At 41.4% G+C, this 16,634-nt stretch carries 14 protein-coding genes, 1 tRNA gene and 2 pseudogenes; 16 read left to right on the top strand and 1 reads right to left on the bottom strand.

Annotated elements, in window-relative coordinates:
• Positions 1-154 precede the first annotated feature (154 nt).
• From ACQEXT_RS16890 to ACQEXT_RS16830, 13 genes and pseudogenes are all read left to right on the top strand, one after another.
• On the top strand, positions 155-694 hold the full coding sequence (locus ACQEXT_RS16890) for a DUF3332 domain-containing protein (protein WP_426952989.1): 540 nt from the start codon (positions 155-157) through the stop codon (positions 692-694).
• Positions 695-855: 161 nt separating this feature from the next.
• Positions 856-2,872: pseudogene (locus ACQEXT_RS16885) on the top strand (HAMP domain-containing methyl-accepting chemotaxis protein).
• A 143-nt stretch (positions 2,873-3,015) separates the two neighbouring features.
• Positions 3,016-4,374 (top strand): transporter substrate-binding domain-containing diguanylate cyclase, encoded by a 1,359-nt coding sequence (locus ACQEXT_RS16880; protein ID WP_426952988.1) that lies wholly within the window; start codon positions 3,016-3,018, stop codon positions 4,372-4,374.
• 184 nt (positions 4,375-4,558) lie between these two features.
• Positions 4,559-4,633: transfer RNA gene (locus ACQEXT_RS16875), tRNA-Gly, on the top strand.
• Positions 4,634-4,709: 76 nt separating this feature from the next.
• Positions 4,710-6,038 carry a tyrosine-type recombinase/integrase gene (locus tag ACQEXT_RS16870; protein WP_426952987.1) on the top strand — a complete coding sequence of 443 codons (1,329 nt, stop codon included), beginning with the start codon at positions 4,710-4,712 and terminating at the stop codon, positions 6,036-6,038.
• Between the two features lie 38 nt (positions 6,039-6,076).
• A complete protein-coding gene (locus ACQEXT_RS16865) occupies positions 6,077-6,505 on the top strand; it encodes a hypothetical protein (protein ID WP_426952986.1) in 429 nt (142 codons plus the stop codon).
• A 343-nt stretch (positions 6,506-6,848) separates the two neighbouring features.
• Complete coding sequence (locus ACQEXT_RS16860) at positions 6,849-7,316, top strand: hypothetical protein (protein WP_426952985.1); 468 nt, start codon at positions 6,849-6,851, stop codon at positions 7,314-7,316.
• Between the two features lie 94 nt (positions 7,317-7,410).
• Complete coding sequence (locus tag ACQEXT_RS16855; protein WP_426952984.1) at positions 7,411-8,175, top strand: hypothetical protein; 765 nt, start codon at positions 7,411-7,413, stop codon at positions 8,173-8,175.
• A gap of 156 nt (positions 8,176-8,331) precedes the next feature.
• Complete coding sequence (locus ACQEXT_RS16850; RefSeq protein ID WP_029831856.1) at positions 8,332-9,087, top strand: abortive infection family protein; 756 nt, start codon at positions 8,332-8,334, stop codon at positions 9,085-9,087.
• Positions 9,088-9,282: 195 nt separating this feature from the next.
• A complete protein-coding gene (locus ACQEXT_RS16845; protein ID WP_426952983.1) occupies positions 9,283-10,017 on the top strand; it encodes an SLATT domain-containing protein in 735 nt (244 codons plus the stop codon).
• A gap of 139 nt (positions 10,018-10,156) precedes the next feature.
• Positions 10,157-10,789 carry a type I restriction enzyme HsdR N-terminal domain-containing protein gene (locus tag ACQEXT_RS16840; RefSeq protein WP_426952982.1) on the top strand — a complete coding sequence of 211 codons (633 nt, stop codon included), beginning with the start codon at positions 10,157-10,159 and terminating at the stop codon, positions 10,787-10,789.
• Between the two features lie 154 nt (positions 10,790-10,943).
• Positions 10,944-11,195, top strand: a complete 252-nt coding sequence (locus ACQEXT_RS16835) for a hypothetical protein (RefSeq protein ID WP_426952981.1) — start codon at positions 10,944-10,946, stop codon at positions 11,193-11,195.
• 144 nt (positions 11,196-11,339) lie between these two features.
• Positions 11,340-11,738: a hypothetical protein gene (locus ACQEXT_RS16830; RefSeq protein ID WP_426952980.1), complete on the top strand. Its 399-nt coding sequence runs from the start codon at positions 11,340-11,342 to the stop codon at positions 11,736-11,738.
• Between the two features lie 35 nt (positions 11,739-11,773).
• Here ACQEXT_RS16830 and ACQEXT_RS16825 read toward each other — a convergent pair.
• Positions 11,774-12,325 (bottom strand): annotated as a pseudogene (locus tag ACQEXT_RS16825) (IS110 family transposase); the annotation flags it as partial.
• Positions 12,326-12,484: 159 nt separating this feature from the next.
• Between ACQEXT_RS16825 and ACQEXT_RS16820 the strand changes: the two are divergent.
• From ACQEXT_RS16820 to ACQEXT_RS16810, 3 genes are all read left to right on the top strand, one after another.
• A complete protein-coding gene (locus ACQEXT_RS16820) occupies positions 12,485-13,669 on the top strand; it encodes a hypothetical protein (protein ID WP_426952979.1) in 1,185 nt (394 codons plus the stop codon).
• A 134-nt stretch (positions 13,670-13,803) separates the two neighbouring features.
• Positions 13,804-14,610, top strand: a complete 807-nt coding sequence (locus ACQEXT_RS16815; RefSeq protein WP_426952978.1) for an HNH endonuclease — start codon at positions 13,804-13,806, stop codon at positions 14,608-14,610.
• Between the two features lie 250 nt (positions 14,611-14,860).
• On the top strand, positions 14,861-16,381 hold the full coding sequence (locus ACQEXT_RS16810) for an ISNCY family transposase (protein WP_426952977.1): 1,521 nt from the start codon (positions 14,861-14,863) through the stop codon (positions 16,379-16,381).
• Positions 16,382-16,634: the final 253 nt, after the last annotated feature.

The following is a 16,634-nucleotide window of genomic DNA, read 5'->3' as shown; positions in this document are numbered from 1 at the left end:
CCAAAACACTATATATAGATTGTGTTGTAGGAAATAACCTATTTAAAACAAAAGGTTAACATAGTAAATTTTGTGTCAAATGTCTATTGTGATGGATTGATTTAGCCGATAACAAGAGTACGATGCGCGCCTTCTTGATTAAGTGGTGGTATACATGAAAACTAACGTATTAAAAATGGCTATTGTAGTAGGCTTAGGTGTTTCTTCTCTTACTGGTTGTATGGGACAAATGGCGACCACAGGTCTTGTGTCAAAATTCAACCTAGAAGTGGTAGATAACCGCTACGGTCGTGAAGGTATGTTCCTGCTTCTTTCACCTATCTATGGTATCGCCGGTACTGTCGATCTATTCGTCTTCAACGCGATTGAGTTTTGGACAGGTACCAACCCAATTTCTGGTAAATCACCAGCGGTAGTAGACACTCCGACCAAAAACTACATCAAAGTGAATGGCCATTTAGACAGCTCACTTAAAGATGTTCCTTTGTCGAACAACGCAAACATCGAAAAAGCAACGATGCAGCAAATCGACGAAAACACAATGCAGATGGATATTTCATACATTGATGGTACTCAACAAGTACTTCGTGGTGAAAAGTCGCAAGATAGCGTAGCCTTCTACCTAGATGACCAGTACATTACGACAGTCTCTAATGATGAGCTAACGAATTACGTAGCAGCGGCAAATATTTAATAGCCCTGTTATATCGTGTTTCCAAGTCCTCGCTTAGCGGGGACTTTTTTTTGCACTTACCGACTGGCTCATACAAAAGTTTAATTTATTGATACACATTTATTTAACAACATTGAGCAAGACGCTATAGTAAGCATTGAACTTACTATAGGAGTTAATGGATGAAACTCACGATATCAGGGAAGTTACAGCTAAGTTTTCTGTCACTTGCAGTACTTTTTATCGTTTCCGCATTTTTAATCTTCCGCAGCATTAATACTGTCGATACGCAGACTCGTTCGTTACTAGAGAGTGATCTGCCGACCGTAGATGCCGGTCGTTCCATTCAGCAATCTATTCAAGCTACAGTCTCTTCTCTACGAGCGTACATGCTGCTTGGAGGGGATGAAATGACGGGGGCTGAGCAGAGAGACAACTTAGCCCAAGCGTTACTCAAGGTTGATGAAGCGCTCCCCCAATTAGAAACGCTGTTAGTTGCAGAGAGCTACCAAAGAGTTTTGTCACAATGGACAGTGGTAACCAAATCATTGAATGAAATCGCCGAGCTCAGCCATAGCGATGAAAACCTTCCTGCTCACTCACTATTTATCTTTGAAGCCGCCCCTATCGCAGAGGTCGCACTTGATCAACTGCAAGGTTTAATCAATGACGAAGCAGGGAATAAAGAGGGTGGAGAGCGTAAGCGTCTATTCAGGCTCTATGCAGATAGCTATACCTCGTTAGCAAACGCCCTTTCATCAATGCGAGATTTTCTTCAATACGGTAGCCAAGACCATCTCGACAAGTACCAAGAATTTCTAAACATCCACGCCAAATCTGTAGATGAAATCGAGTCTAAGACCGATTTGCTATCAAGCAGTGACCAAGGACTATGGTCACTGTTCAAAGAGATGCAACAGCTCTATTTTCCCTTAGCGGATCAGGTAGTGAATCTTCGTAAATCGAACGATTGGAACATCGCAAATCAGAAGATGGCAAACGAACTGGTTCCTGCTGTACAGCAACTTGATGCTAGCCTCGAGGCGGTGATCAACCAGCAGCAAGCTCAAGCTGATGCGAGTGGGCAAGGGATCTTTAGCTCAGTCACGAATGTCATTCGTTTGCTGGTTGGCTCGATTGCTCTGGTCGTGATCGTATCGGTAACGACTGCCCACCTCATGGGCAAAAACATCGGTCGTCGTGTATCGATTGTGTCCAAACGTGCCGAGTCCATCGCTGATGGTGATGTATCCTGATGGTGATGTATCTCAAGCCTCGCTAGAAATTGAAGGTAGCGACGAGCTGGCCAGTTTGATGCATTCGATCAATCGAATGAATGATGAGCTCGCCAGTATAGTAAAAGGTGTCACGACTAAAGCGAACACTGTCAGCGATAGTATGAAGTCGTTGCTCGACGCCAACGAAGCGACGGTTTCTCAGGTCGAACGTCAGAAGGCGACTATGGCACTAGTTGGCCAGCAAGTGAGTGAAGTGAGCCAGTCTGCCAACGACACTGCAATACAAGCAGAGCAGTCAGTGACTAATTTGCTTGAATCGAAACAACAGATCGAACGTGGTTCACAAGCGTTGGATCTCAATAAACATACTGTAGGTTTGCTGCACACAACAATAGAAAAAGCGAGTGACCAGGTGGATGAGCTCAGCAAAGAAAGTGAAGCGATTGGCCGGGTTACCGAGGTGATTGAAGGTTTAGCGGAACAAACGAATTTGCTCGCGCTAAATGCGGCGATTGAAGCTGCAAGGGCAGGGGAATATGGTCGAGGTTTTGCTGTGGTTGCCGACGAAGTTCGATTACTCGCTATGCGCACCACAGAATCGACTACAGAAATCAACAACATCGTTAACGCGATCCAAACTTCGACGAGAGCCGTTGTCAACGAAATTGACAAAAGTAAGGATTTAGCTCGCGAAGGTGCGGAACATACCGAACTGGCGTATGGGACACTCAACTCAACCACGGATCAAATTGAAGTGCTTAACCAACAGATGAAAGAGTTATTGAGTTCCGCTCAGCAACAGTCGTTAGCGACCGACGAAATACAGAGCTTAATGGAAGAGGTCATCTTATCCGTTGAGGACGTCGCGAAGATATCCAATTCTTCTTCTGATATATCGAGTCAGGTTCGGACTCAAGTGAACGAACTCAACAATGAGATGGGACAGTTTAAAATAAGCTAATTTGTTGAATTAGTGAGATTTGACGCGAATTACTTAACAATAATCATAATTGATGAAATTGATCGAAGTACTATCTATACCAACCTCGATATATGGTCTATAGCTTAATAGTCGTAACAGTCAGCTTAATGATAAGGGTGGAAGTGCTTCGATTTTTTATTAGTGTATTGGTTCTAGTGAGTTTTACTTCTTGGGGGCAAGCTGAATCGCCGCAAAAGCTTGTTGTGGCTAACTCAAAAGCATGGAAACCCTTCTCATTTATTAATCAAGAAGGTCAGCCTGACGGTATATTGATTGAGTATTGGCAGGAGTTTGGTCATAAGAACAATATAGACGTTGAGTTTCTTTTGTTGGATTGGCAATCATCACTCGAAGCCGTAAAAGATGGCCGTGCAGATGTACATGCGGGTTTGCTATGGTCCGAAGGACGAGACAGCTACCTAGACTTTACCGCTGGCATTATGTCTATCGACACTCAGCTTTTTATCAGTCAAGAGCATATAGGCTCTAGTCTAGATGAATTCATGCTCTCTAAGCACGACAATAAGGTAGGGGTTGTTGCGGGCGGTTATGAGGAAGAGTTCACCAAACTGCATTTTCCGAATCTCAATCTGGTTAGCTTTGCCAATAACAAACAGATGATCGAATCTGCGTTTGCGGGTGATCTTGATGCGTTTGTTGCAGACCTACAAGTGGCTAACTTCTATATCCACACATCTCAAAAAGCCCCGAAATTTATTGGGGTTCGCCATCTCTATTCTGGCGAGTTAAGGGCGGCAGTGGCTGAAGGGAATACAGCGCTACAACAACGAATTTCACAAGGTATCAACTCGTTTGGTGTTGAAGATAAACAGAAGATCTTCAATCGCTGGATGTACATCAATACCGTGTATCCTGATTACCTAATACCGCTATCTGCACTTGCGATTGGTTTAGTTACTTTTGGCTATATCGTAACACTTAATATTACGGTTAAAGTTAAAACTAAGGCGCTGGAGCAGGCCAACCGAGAGCTTAAAGTACTTTCTGAAACAGACCAACTGACAGGGCTAAGTAATCGACGCCACTTTGTTGCAGAGTTAAAGCAACGTCTTGCCAGTGAAGCGGCAATTTCAGTAATGATCTTTGACATTGATGATTTTAAGAGCATCAATGATACCTACGGTCACCAAACTGGTGATGAAGTGATTAAAAGTGTGGCACATGCCGCCGCCGATATCGTCCCTGAGCAACATTTGATTGGTCGTATAGGCGGGGAAGAGTTTGCAATAGTCATGTGTGGTGAGGAGTTTGGCAAAGTCGTGGATATTGCAGAAAGCCTATGTGCCAGAATTCGACACTTATCGACTCTCGATAACCCAAGCATCAAAGTTTCAGTCAGTTTAGGCTGTGCACATTATTTGTCTAATAACGGTGACATCACGCTATCAGACGCTGACCACCTGATGTATCAATCAAAGTTAGAAGGGAAGGATAGAGTCACCGCGATCTGCTATCCCTAGTATTCACAATGAGATTTTTTCCCGAATAACTTCTGAATCTGGCGGCTAATTTGTTGCCGTCAGAGAGAGAATTCGCGGAAAAACCACTCACATTGATGCTTAACTGTCCACTTGAACGCAAACTCCAAAAAAAAGGTTTTCTTTTCAGTCAGATGTGGCATATTAACTAGGTCTTCGACGCAAAGCGTACTTCGTATAATGGCTATTACCTCAGCCTTCCAAGCTGATGATGCGGGTTCGATTCCCGCAGTACGCTCCAAAATTCTTCAATAATTTCAAAGATTTACATCAAATTTAAGCAATTCCAATTGGCACTGATACGACAAGGTGTCACGATGTACGTTTTCCGAAATCGTAATTCTACCTACTATTCTCGTTTTTACTTTCCCTCTCAATGGGTTAACTTTGGCTACCCAAAAGAAGTGCGTTTTTCCTTGCGTACCAAGGAACGCTCCATCGCTATTGATCGATCTTTAGTTCTCCTTCAGTCTGCACGTTCAATGGTCGGTGGGACAATCCCTGATGCAAGCGTTAGCGAGTTCGTATCTACATTCAAGGAGACGATCAGTACCATCGTAAAAAATGGCTTTGTGAAATCTGACGAAGTTGCACCTAGCCGCACTAGCACGATACAACCAGTATCTATGGAGCCGCGTTCCATTGCCTCTAATGTAAGCCCTTCTGTTTCAGTGTTATTAAGCGAGTTTGTTGAATACAAGCAGCTTGAAGGTGTTAAGCCCAAAAACGTTGATCTGCTTAGCTCCAGAATCAATAACTTTTTCGAAAGCCAAACCGTTAGCCTCGATTCTGTGACCCCTCGTCACGCTAGTGCATTTCTAAAAAGCCTTTATTGTCGAGGGCTATCAGCCAAGACTGTACGGGACTATCTCGCAGCGATTCGGCAGTTTTATAGCTGGATGATTGCAATGGAGTACGCGACTGTTAATCCCTTTGAAAATGTTAGGGTCAAAAAGGACGTTAGGCTCCCTAGTGAGCAGCGCAGAAGGTGGAGTAGGGAAGAGCTAGTGAAGCTATTCTCACATGACAACTTTGTTGGTGTAATCGGAACAAATGATTCACTAGTAAACTATCAGAAGAAGCTAGAAGACTACTGGATCCCGTACCTGCTATTGTTCACTGGTGCACGAGTGAGCGAGATCTGTCAGTTGCGTACCGAAGATGTTCAAGAGCGAGAAGGTGTTTGGTGCATTAGCGTGAACGAAGATGAAGGTAAAACTGTTAAAACTAAAGCGTCCATTCGCCATATACCGTTACACAGAGAATTACTCAATATGGGCTTCTTGAGTTATGTGAACCATCGTTACGGCGCACGTAAGGATAAGTTGTTTGATATTAGGCAGTATGGCAAAACCATGTGTTGGTCAGAGCAGTTTGGTAAGCGTTTTACTAAGGTATTAAAAGCTATCGGGTTTACAGGTGCTCAACGACCGACGTTGCACGGTTTGCGTCATACGTTTGTTGATTCTGCTCAGGCTATAGGTTTGCCTGAAAATGAGGTTTGTGAAATCGTCGGTCACGCAAAACAAAGCATGACATATGGAAGATATGGAAAACGCCTATCGTTGATGAGGTTAAAGAGCTTGATAGATGAGATCGACTTTGGTTTTGTTCCAATCACCCGACAACTTCACAGTCGGTCTTGAAGTGTTCGTCTCAAATTTTCTATTCTTTAAATAAACCTATGGATAATACAACTAGAGAATATGAATCATTCATTATGCAGAGTGAGCAAGAGGCGTTTAATCAGTACCTACGCCCTTACTTGATAGCGCATCATCACAGCGCATCTAAACTCGAGTGTGCAGTAATCAGTAAAGTTTTCGCTGTTTATTTAGAGCTAGGTATCCTAGATGGAGAAGCATTAATAAACGAGAGCAAGTTTGCCGCTCTGGTATCTCGTAGATGCCGCGCACATTTGAGATCAGAGTCGGTTATAAAAACTTATATTTCCTCAGTTAAGCCAAGCGAAGAAGTCAGTATCAACGCGTCTCAACTAGCTTTCAGAATAGTGAAAGAGATAGAAGAGTTAATTCTCAACGAAAGTCGCCACAGAGACTCTACGGTGGTTGGGCGCATGCCAGACCAAGAACTAGGTTACTTGGGCAACTAGTCTGAGCTATACAACAAAACGACTTTTGTCCTAAACAATTTACAGCTGGCACTTTCTACCTTGAAAGTGTCCCATTTAGTATTAGATCTTTTACTCATTCATATCTTGTTAATCTGAGTTTGACCTACTCAAACTTATCCACTTGAGTTGAGAACTTAGCGTTCCCGTTTTTAGGCGACATTTTGTATCTTAGTATCCCTTGTCTTACTTTAACTTATTGATTGTTAATTGAACCAATATGATTAAGAGTGCATTATATAGAAGAAAAAGACGACAGTTTGTCGACTAATAAGCGTTATGTTTTTTCAGTTCATCGTTTAAAAATAATTAAGAGGAACAGTATTTGTTATCAGAATTTTTGCAATTTGGGTATTTAGGTCTTTTAGGGCTATTGATTACTCTTTGTTATAAAATTGTAGCTTTGACCGAAACGCGCAATCGAGCGTTAAGGCATACGCTTACGTTGCTTATATTATTTGCTGTTATTGCATTTTCGGGTGGTGGGGCTGGCTATATTTGGGCATCTAAAGAATTAGAAGTTGTTCAAAAGAAAGAGAGCTTGGCTAATATCAAAAAAGGGCAGATTTCAGAAATTAGAAAAGCTTACGAAGCGGAGATTACGCCTTTACAGGAAGGTTTAGCAAACGCCGTCTCCTCGCTACGAATCAGTGGTTATGATTCGAGAAGTCGAGATGAATACCTCCAACAAATAGAGAGAATTGAAGCTCTTATTCAAATGCGCAAGCAAGCTCTAGCAAATGAAATTAGTGCCATTCAATCAGTATTTGAAAGTGAGGCGCCAAAAACATAACAAGCATTTAAGAGTGATTCGCAACGCTCAAGTATAGCCAAGCGTCGCTCACACCTTAATTTGGCGTTATGCGACAGTCTCTATCGGAGGTACGGTGGATAAAATAATCAAACTTAGTTCTTTGTGGAACACTGAGAATTTCATACGAATAGCAAATGTTATCAGTGCGGCTTCTTTCCTTGCTTATGTCTTTGGTATGTTCATTTTCCCTATATGGAAAGGTGCAGGAGATTGGAAATATATCCACGATGTTTGGTATTCATGGCAAGCGCTAAATGTCGGTATGCTTGCATTCGCTTCTAGCCTCATTGCTTTCAATATCTCACGCTACAATGCTAATAAACAAACGGAACGAGAGTTTATAGCCTCAAAGGCTTTTTTACCTCAGGCACTTAGTCTTCTTTGTAATTACCTAGAGACAAGCAGTAAAGTTGTGATTGAAGCAGCCGATAGGAGCAGAGATAGAAAGAAAAGAGCAAAGCCTTTTGCGTCTGCTGTACCTACCCTGCCAAGCTACCATGCAGAAGTGTTCAAAGATTGTATTAAACATGCGCCACCAGAAGTTAGTAAATATCTTGCGAAGATACTCAGATTGCTTCAAATCCATCACTCTCGTATGGAGACAATGCCTGTAGAGGGAGGTGGAAACTACGCATATTATAAATCTTGTTTGTATAGTCTAGCTGAGCTTCAATTCTTAGTTGATGGTTTGTTTGACTTTGCTAGGGATGAGACTGATTTTGAGGCAGTAGTTTATAATTGGCCACAGTTTGCTGCAATTTATCGACGGTATAGCATGGACTTGGACAACTATCCCAAATTAGAAGAGTTTACTAAGAGCTTGCTCGATAAGTCGTAGCTCGTCGCATAACAATAAATTTAAGAGTGATTCACAACGCTTGGCGCCGTCACTTCAAGTCAGATTAGTGTTTATGGCACAATGTTTTAGGTAAGGTGCCAGCGTTGTTCACACCTTAATTTGGCGTTATGATTTATAGGAAATTTCGAGAAGTAAATGAGTGAGTTAGATCATTTGGAATCCCTATTCGATAGGGTCGAATATCTACAGAATTTGTTAGTTGCGGAAGCAACTGGCGGAACTGGAGATAACAGTGATTACCAAACTATTAGAGCAGAGTTACTGGGTAACCCTACCGTAGCTCAGATGATTCCTCGATTTGTGAAAACCAATCGTAATCTAGAGCAATTTTGGCAATTTATAAAATTTGAGTATGGAAGTTATGCTGAGCGTCGTCAGTTCCTATGGCAAGAGTTTAATCCACTCCTAGAGTTCCTAGAAAAAGGTCAGTCTCATCCAGCTCAACAATCAATTTCTGAAGTTCTACAGAACTTTGATTCTGAAAGCATCCATCATGCATGGACTAAAGCTTTAGAGCGAAAAGTTAGAGATCCAGAGGGAGCAATTACAATTGCAAGAACCATTTTAGAAAGTGTGTGTAAGCATATTCTTGATGAAAAAGGCGTTGAGTATAATAGCACATCCATTGAACTCTCCGAGCTGTATAAGTTGACGGCAAAGGAGTTAAATATGGCACCAGAACAGCACAATGAATCCATATTTAAACAGATTCTTGGTGGTTGCTCTGGGATAGTAAATGGTTTAGGAACCCTACGGAATAAGCTGGGTGACGCTCATGGTCAAGGTAAGCGTCCAGTAAAGCCACAAGCAAGGCATGCAGAGCTTGCTGTAAACTTAGCTGGGACAATGTCACTTTTCTTAATCTCTACATATGAGGCAAATAAAACATAACAAGCAATTTAAGAGGGATTCACAACGCTTGGCACTTTTGCTTCTACTTCAAATTTAGTGTTTATGGCATAATGCTTTAGGTGTGGGAGGAGGCGTTGTTCACCCCTTAATTGGGCCTTAGCCGTCATATAAGATATCGAGTAAAATTTGAATAAGTTCAGTGTGTCAAAATTTTATATAAGAGGTTGTAAATTCGTGAAGTGGCTGTTTGATACGTTTGTGGTTAAGCCTATAGTGTGGCTATTTTCATTTCAGCCAGAAGAGAAACAAGAAAAGGATCCTGCACAGAAGCTTTTAAATAGCATGAGAATTACTGCAAAATGTAGGTTTAATGCCTCAGTCAGACTGGAAAGAGCAAGTACATACTCGTTCTTAACCACAACGGTATTGTCACTGGGCCTGATCTTTATGCCCTTGTATCAAAACTCCGGTCTAACAATCCCATACAGTGATAAAGTTCTGAGTATGCTGCAAATTTTCTTAGCTGTAGCGGTTTTGGTTTATTCTGTTGTTATTGGTACGTCCAAGCATGATTTACGTGCAGCTGCACTTGACAGTTGTGGAGTCGGTATCAAAGAACTAATACGTAAGCTAAGAAACGAAATCTCTGAATCTAAAGGAAGCGGAGTAAGTATTAACTTAGAAAAATATCATGCTGATTACCATGAAATATCTACAGAACCAGAAAATCATGTTCGCGTGGACTACTTGTTTGCTGTTTTAGAGTCACGTGCCGACTTTAATATAACAGGATTAAAAAGGCTGTTTCTTTTAGGGAAGGCTTATGTAATGTATTCGATCCCATACATAATTCCGACTGCAATGATGCTTTTTGAAGTTTTGTTTATTCTAGATATTTTAGGAGTGACGAATTGCTTTACTAGTGTGTTTGGTATTGCTAAGGCAGCTCCAGTATCAACTGCCGGCTAACAATAAATTTAAGAGTGATTCACAACGCTCGGCGCTTTCACTTCAAGCAAGTTTAGTGTTTATTGCGCAATGGATTAGCTAAGGTGTAAGCGTTGTTCACACCTTAATTTGGCGTTAAGTGCCCAAGGAGGTTTTACAATTGAATGAAGCAGAAATCAGAGAGACGCTCGTAAAGGAACTCTTTGAACTCGGATATCCTGAAACATCAATTAGATATGAGTTCACTGTTTCGTTAGGTCGTAGCCAGCGGCGTCATATTGATGTCGCAATAATTGACCCTGATACAAACGACGTCATCGCAATCATTGAGGTTAAACGCAAATACAAAAGTGACGCCTTAGAGTTGGCAGCTAAGCAGGTTGCCGCATACTCAAAAATGCTTCCTTCGGCTCCTCTAGCATTTATCTATGTTGCAAATGGCAATGAAAAGCATATTGGGTTAGTGTCCGAAGAAACTGGAAAGCTAGAACTTATACCATCATTACCCAATTTTTCCGCTCTAAGAGTAGGTGACCGAGCACAACAAAAAGTTGAAACGAAGAAAAAATCTAACCGTATTACGGATAGCTTTACTGTCATTTGTTACGTATTGGCTATATTAGTTGCCATTATTTTATTTCTGGACATCTTTTCAATATTTAAATTTAGTTCCCAGCAGTTAACCTTACTGGGAATCGTCATCGGTCTTTTGATTATTCCATATGCAGCTAAATTCAAACTATTAGGCATGGAGTTCGAGCGACATAGCAGGCCATCAAATAAAGGCACTTAACAAGCGCTTCAAGACGGATTCGCAACGCGTGGCATTTTTACCATGCGTTGATTTTAGTGATTTAGGTGGTATATGGTGACATCGGTATTGCGTTGCTCACCACTTAATCGGGCGTTATATTCATTTTCGTTCAAAGGTTTATAGTCAGGTTTATATGGAATTACCAGCAATTTTAAGCTCAATCGGTCTTATCTTAGATATCATTGCTGTGATGCTAATTTGGTTCTTTGGTATTCCCAAGATTTTGAACCGAGGTGGTGGGGTGAATCTTAAAGCACGATCAGATAATCCCGCTCAAGAAAAACGAGAACTCCGCAGAGAAATGTTGTTTGATCTACTAGCCAACCTAGGTGCATTTCTACTAATTGTTGGTTTTGCATTTCAGCTCGCAGCGAACTTTGTGTAGTACGAATATAACAATAAATTTAAGAGTGATTCACAGCGCCCGGCGCTTTCACTTCAAGCCAGTTTAGTGTTTACGGCACAACGGTTTAGGTTAGGTGGTAGCGTTGCTCACTACTTAATTTAGCGTTATGTGAATGGAGGTGCAATGCGAATACTATCGGCAATATTGGTATTTCTAACAGTAATGGGTTCGAATTACGTGTTCTCTCAGGATGAACACAATACAAACGACCCTATTATAGAGCAGCATAGTCGCCTAGTTGAATGGATGCAGAATACGCATAACAAAATTCAGCGACAGCTACTCATTTTAGAAGAGTTCAGTGGGCAGGAAGTTAATATTGATGTCTTTGGTAATGTTGTTGATATCAAGTTACTAGAAACTTCTGGAAAGAGCAGTTTAGAAAGTTATGCAAAGTCAGCTATTTTTCGGGCAGACCCGTTTGATCTGTCCCAGCTTGACGAAAATGACTTTGTTAGAGTTCAAGTTTTTAATGTTGCCTTTGCCCCAAAAACATTTAGATTAAATACTCTACGTAATTGAGAGGGCGTGCGTTTACCCTACTAAAACTTATTCGATAGATCTTGAAGTAGTTCACGAGCCAACAGCGGCAAACCATTTTCCGCATCTTCGAGGATACTACCAATAGTTTGTTGAGCCGAGTAGCGACCTTGCGGCATCACAAGGCCAAACTCAGAGAGTAACCCTCTGAGTTGGTTGATGGTAGCAGTTCTTGTTTTAATTAGCCCCTGACGGATTCGATGCAAGCAAAGCACCGCTTGTTGCTCTTCACTTTTTATAGAGACAAATCGTGTTTTAGGTCTAGATACTGCTTCGCAGATAGCTTCTGCGTCGTTGGCATCGTTCTTTTCATTTTGTCGATATGGAATAACGAATTTGGACGCCATGATTTTAGGGTGATGACCGAGTTTAATTAACTCCCTTGCCCAGTGATGTGCACCAGAGCAGGCCTCCATACCGATGATGCAGGGTGGTAGATTGGCGAAAGTGTCTAACAGTTTGTTTCTTTTGACAGTTTTGCGTAAGACGCACTTGCCATATGCATCAACGCCGTGAATACTGAACACATTCTTGGCGAGGTCAACGCCAATAGTTTGAATGTTGGACATGATAACCTCCAGTTCTTCAGCGTGTACTGAGTCAGTATGGCACGCGGAGTTTCAGGGAGAGGGAGTCCATATCATTCGTTAGGCAGCGATGACCAATATCGAATGTAGTATTCCACTGTGTTAATATACGGACTGTTATTCTAAACGTTGGGAATCAAGGTGAAAAAAGTATTAAGCTTTGTGTTAGGTATAGCGTTGTTAGGCGTCTTATGGGTTTTGTCATTTGAAGAACTAACTACTAGGGAAACGTCATTATTTAGTGCCACCCTTGCGATCCTATCTATGGCTGTCTCATGGCTGATTACTGATTTGTATGCTGAAAAGAGTAAGCAATCAGCTTTAGAAGAGGCAAAGACATTTCACCAAGAAAACTTAAAGACTTATGTAATAAATGCATCGGAAAAAGTAAACAATATTTCTAATGAGCTAAGTCGGCTGACTAAACGACTGAAAAACACAAGCGGCTCGTCTGAAAACTTCTCTCAAGATATTATTGAAGAACGTATTAATAATGTAATACACGTAATCGAAACGTTAAAATCCGTTAATGACACTACCATTAATGACTGGCGTGGAATCATTGGGTTAGAAATAAAAACATTCAAAGAGAAAGAAGAAGAACAGAAAGCAAAGGAAATAGAAAGCTTATTGTTGCGTATAGAAAACTTGGAGGCGCTTGAGTTATCTGACTCGGAAACTGAGCGGTCTGTAATGGATGCTAGGTTATCTCTAGATGATTTATTGGGTGATACGGGCTTTTCTTTAGATAAACAAAAAAGCTTGCATCGCGTTACTCGTCAGTGTCCTAGTTGTGGAACGATGTTTAGCTATGACCAACACACAAGAAGCGATAACTATCGACACTTAAGGTGTCCTAAAGCTTCATGTAACACATTCTTATTTTCTGATTTTAAGCAAGTTACTGGCAAGATAGAGCTTTGGGAACCAAGGCTAAAGAGTCACGAAGTTTCCTGTGCTATTTGTAGTGAAATCAATGACATTTCTGTACCTGATTGTGAGGGTGGACGCGGGAATAATAAGTGTAAGTGTGGGAATGTAATAACACTAAAATATACCAAAGAAAAAGAGTTGTTAGAACATAACAGCAAGGCTATGCCTAAGAACGCAGAAGAATCGTGTACATTATCTGAAGAAATGATTTTATCGGTTAAAGAAAAACTACCCCCTCAACCATGGGAGAAGCATGTACATAAAGCGATTGCAGTTGAATTGAATTTATCCAATTCACAAGTAAGGAAAGCAATCAAAGAGCTTATGAGACGTGGTGATATTTACCAACAAATTGACGGTGTATTATATCAGCAAGTCGAACCCACTGCCTAACAAGCAATTTAAGAGGGATTCACTACGCTTGGCACTTTTGCTTCTACTTCAAATTTAGTGTTTATGGCACAATGTTTTAGGTTGGGTGGAGGCGTTGTTCACCCCTTAATTGGGCTATGCCTACAGGAGAAAAAGTGGAATTAATTAGTTCAGTTGAAGAGCTGTATCAAAATATTACGGAGCTTGGAGTAAATTTAGATCAAGGTATAGCTGAGGCCCGTGGTCTAGTGCAGAGAGGGCGATGTTTCGTTGTTAGTGATAATGACGGTATTTTACAGTTCTCGCCATCACGTTATATTGGCTATAAAAATAACACTCTAAGCACTCATTTATCACCTGGTGCAAACATAGATGGTAGAGAAACAGACATACAAATTTCTCGAGTACTAAAAATTGTAAAACGAGATAACCCTGTAGCAGAGAGCGCATATCAGCAAATGTGTTTGAATTTAGGTTTAACGCCACCAAAGAACAAAAGAACATTTTGGGTTTTACCAGAAGCTGAGAAGCTTCTTCAAAATAAAATCGTGTCAGAGCTAGAGTCTGCTGACATCTCAAAAACAGAAAAGCTTAATTTAGTTAAGTCACGATTAGGTCAGGGCAAGTTTCGTACTGCACTACTTAATAAGTGGGGTGTATGTTGTTTAACTGGTGTGAGCCTAGAGACTGCACTAAGAGCATCACACATAAAACCATGGAGTCACTGTAATAACAAAGAGCGCTTAGATCCTAATAATGGTTTACTTCTTGTTGCAAATGCCGATAGCCTTTTTGATTCAGGTTTAATTTCATTTAATGAAAATGGTCGACTAATTAAGTCCAAGTATTTGCCTGAAGTTGAGCTCACATTACTACTTGGCAAAGGTGACTATTCTTTAGAACTAAATGAATCCCAGAAAAGCTTTATGGAATATCATAGAAAGTGTGTGCTTCAAAAGTAGGCATAACAAGCATTTAAGGCTTCAAGATACTTTTTCTAATCCAATCTTGGCACGTTAGAATCCATACTCTAACGTGCTTTTGTCCATTTCTGAGTTTATAAGCAGAAAATTATCATGTGATCACCAAGCGATTCTGTCGTACCTTAATTACCAAGCGACTTTGTCATTACGTTAACTACCAAGGGAAAATGACGGGACTGAATTGGCGTACTTTTTAAAGTAATCAAATATGCTTTAAAGGGTGCTAAGGATGTTCTACATGGATTCAAAATCACAGTTTACTGTCGATATCATTAGCAAAGTCATTGATGGCAAAATCACTATCAATAGTGCCACTCAGTTGCTGCAAAAATCACGAAGAACCATTGAGCGTTACTTGTGTCGATATCGTAAGGAAGGCATTCGTTTCGTAATTCATGGTAACACTGGTCGTGCCCCCATCAATAAAATCCCTGAGTCACTCAAGAAAGAGGTTCAGAGCCTTATTCAAACCAAGTACTACGACTTTAACCTTCAACATCTCTCAGAGTTTCTGATGAAGAATGAAGGGCTGTCGATTAAGCGTGAGACATTGCGCTCTTGGGCACATGAAATTCACCATGTGAAACGCTCTAAGCGACGTAGAAGTCGAGTAAGAAAGTATCGAGAGCGTATGGAGTTGCCACGGCTTATGCTGCAAATGGATGGCAGTCCTCATCGCTGGTTTGGTGATGAAAAGTCCTGCTTGATTGCCATCATTGATGATGCTACCAGTGATATTCATGCGCAGTTCTTTCCGTCAGAGACCACTGAAGGTTGCATGAAGGTGATGCGAGCTTATATCGAAAAGCGAGGCATATTCAAAACCCTCTACGTGGACAGAGCGGGTATCTTTGGTGGGCCTAAACGCAGTAACTTCTCGCAGATGCAGCGGGCTTGTGACGAACTCGGTATCGAAATTATCTTCGCTAATTCGCCTCAAGGTAAGGGGCGTATAGAGCGCTCCTTCGATACCTTCCAAGATAGACTGGTGCCAGAACTTCGATTGCATAACATCACCGATATGGAAAATGCGAATCGTTATTTACAAGAAGAGTTCATACCAAACTACTGGACAAAAAACGTCATGGTTCAGCCTACAGGCTTGCGCTCGGCCTTTAAGCGCATACCTGATGATTTAGATCTCAACACTATCTGTGTGCAGAAAGAATATCGCAAGATACGACGAGACCACACGTTCAGCTTTGATAATAAGATGTATGTCATCGACTCGCCCGTTCGCTATTCGATAGTCAACCAACAAGTGGAAATCCGTTGTCAGTTCGATGGTAAGTTCTCTGCCTATTTTGGTCACCGTCGACTCGATATAACGGAGCTCGTTGAGCCTCGTAAATGCAGTGAATACGGCAAAGAGGTACAGCGGAAAATAGAAGCATTAGAGCTCGTTGAACAGTTGGGGAGTATAACTAAAGCGGCTCGTATCCTTGGCTGCTCCCGTCAATCTCTCTACACCTATCAGAAAATAATGGCTGAGGAAGGGCCGATGGGGTTAAAACGGATCAATAAGCCTCTCAAACGCAGCAAGAACCGCATACCAGAGCACGCAGAAGACAAAGTTATCGAGTTGACGCTTCAGAACCCTCACCTCACATTGATGCAGTTGATGATGGAGTTAAAAGAACACAATATCACTGTGAGTATCGGCACGATTAAAAACATCTGGAAGGAAGAAAAACTTAATACCAGAGAGCTTAGGATAAAAAGATCACAGTCACTGAATATCGATGTGTGAGGTGAGAAATATCAATCCTGACTAAAATGTAAGAGCATGACAGAATCGGTTGGTACTTATCCCGTCATGTTCCCTCAGTAATGACAAAGCAGAAAATTATCAGGACTAACTCGTCGCGACTTACAAGCTAATGTGTAGTCTAGTCAGAACTAGTATTGTAAACCTCTGTAAACCTCTGTAAACCTCCCCTAAACTAGTGGCATACCATTTTAGAGTTCTTCGGCTTAGACTGAGCATAGAAGGAGAACCCGCG

Origin of the sequence: Vibrio sp. TRT 29B02, from assembly GCF_050113655.1 — a bacterium.
GTDB lineage: Bacteria > Pseudomonadota > Gammaproteobacteria > Enterobacterales > Vibrionaceae > Vibrio.
The sequence above is the reverse complement of the archived record's forward strand: the minus strand, read 5'-3'. Positions and strand labels throughout refer to the sequence as shown.

Excerpts from the sequence above, each read along its gene's own strand:
- ACQEXT_RS16890 (WP_426952989.1), top strand. The coding sequence starts at position 155 with ATGAAAACTAACGTATTAAAAATGGCTATTGTAGTAGGCTTAGGTGTT.
- ACQEXT_RS16870 (WP_426952987.1), top strand. The coding sequence starts at position 4,710 with ATGTACGTTTTCCGAAATCGTAATTCTACCTACTATTCTCGTTTTTAC.
- ACQEXT_RS16865 (WP_426952986.1), top strand. The coding sequence starts at position 6,077 with ATGGATAATACAACTAGAGAATATGAATCATTCATTATGCAGAGTGAG.
- ACQEXT_RS16850 (WP_029831856.1), top strand. The coding sequence starts at position 8,332 with ATGAGTGAGTTAGATCATTTGGAATCCCTATTCGATAGGGTCGAATAT.
- ACQEXT_RS16835 (WP_426952981.1), top strand. The coding sequence starts at position 10,944 with ATGGAATTACCAGCAATTTTAAGCTCAATCGGTCTTATCTTAGATATC.
- ACQEXT_RS16830 (WP_426952980.1), top strand. The coding sequence starts at position 11,340 with ATGCGAATACTATCGGCAATATTGGTATTTCTAACAGTAATGGGTTCG.
- ACQEXT_RS16810 (WP_426952977.1), top strand. The coding sequence starts at position 14,861 with ATGTTCTACATGGATTCAAAATCACAGTTTACTGTCGATATCATTAGC.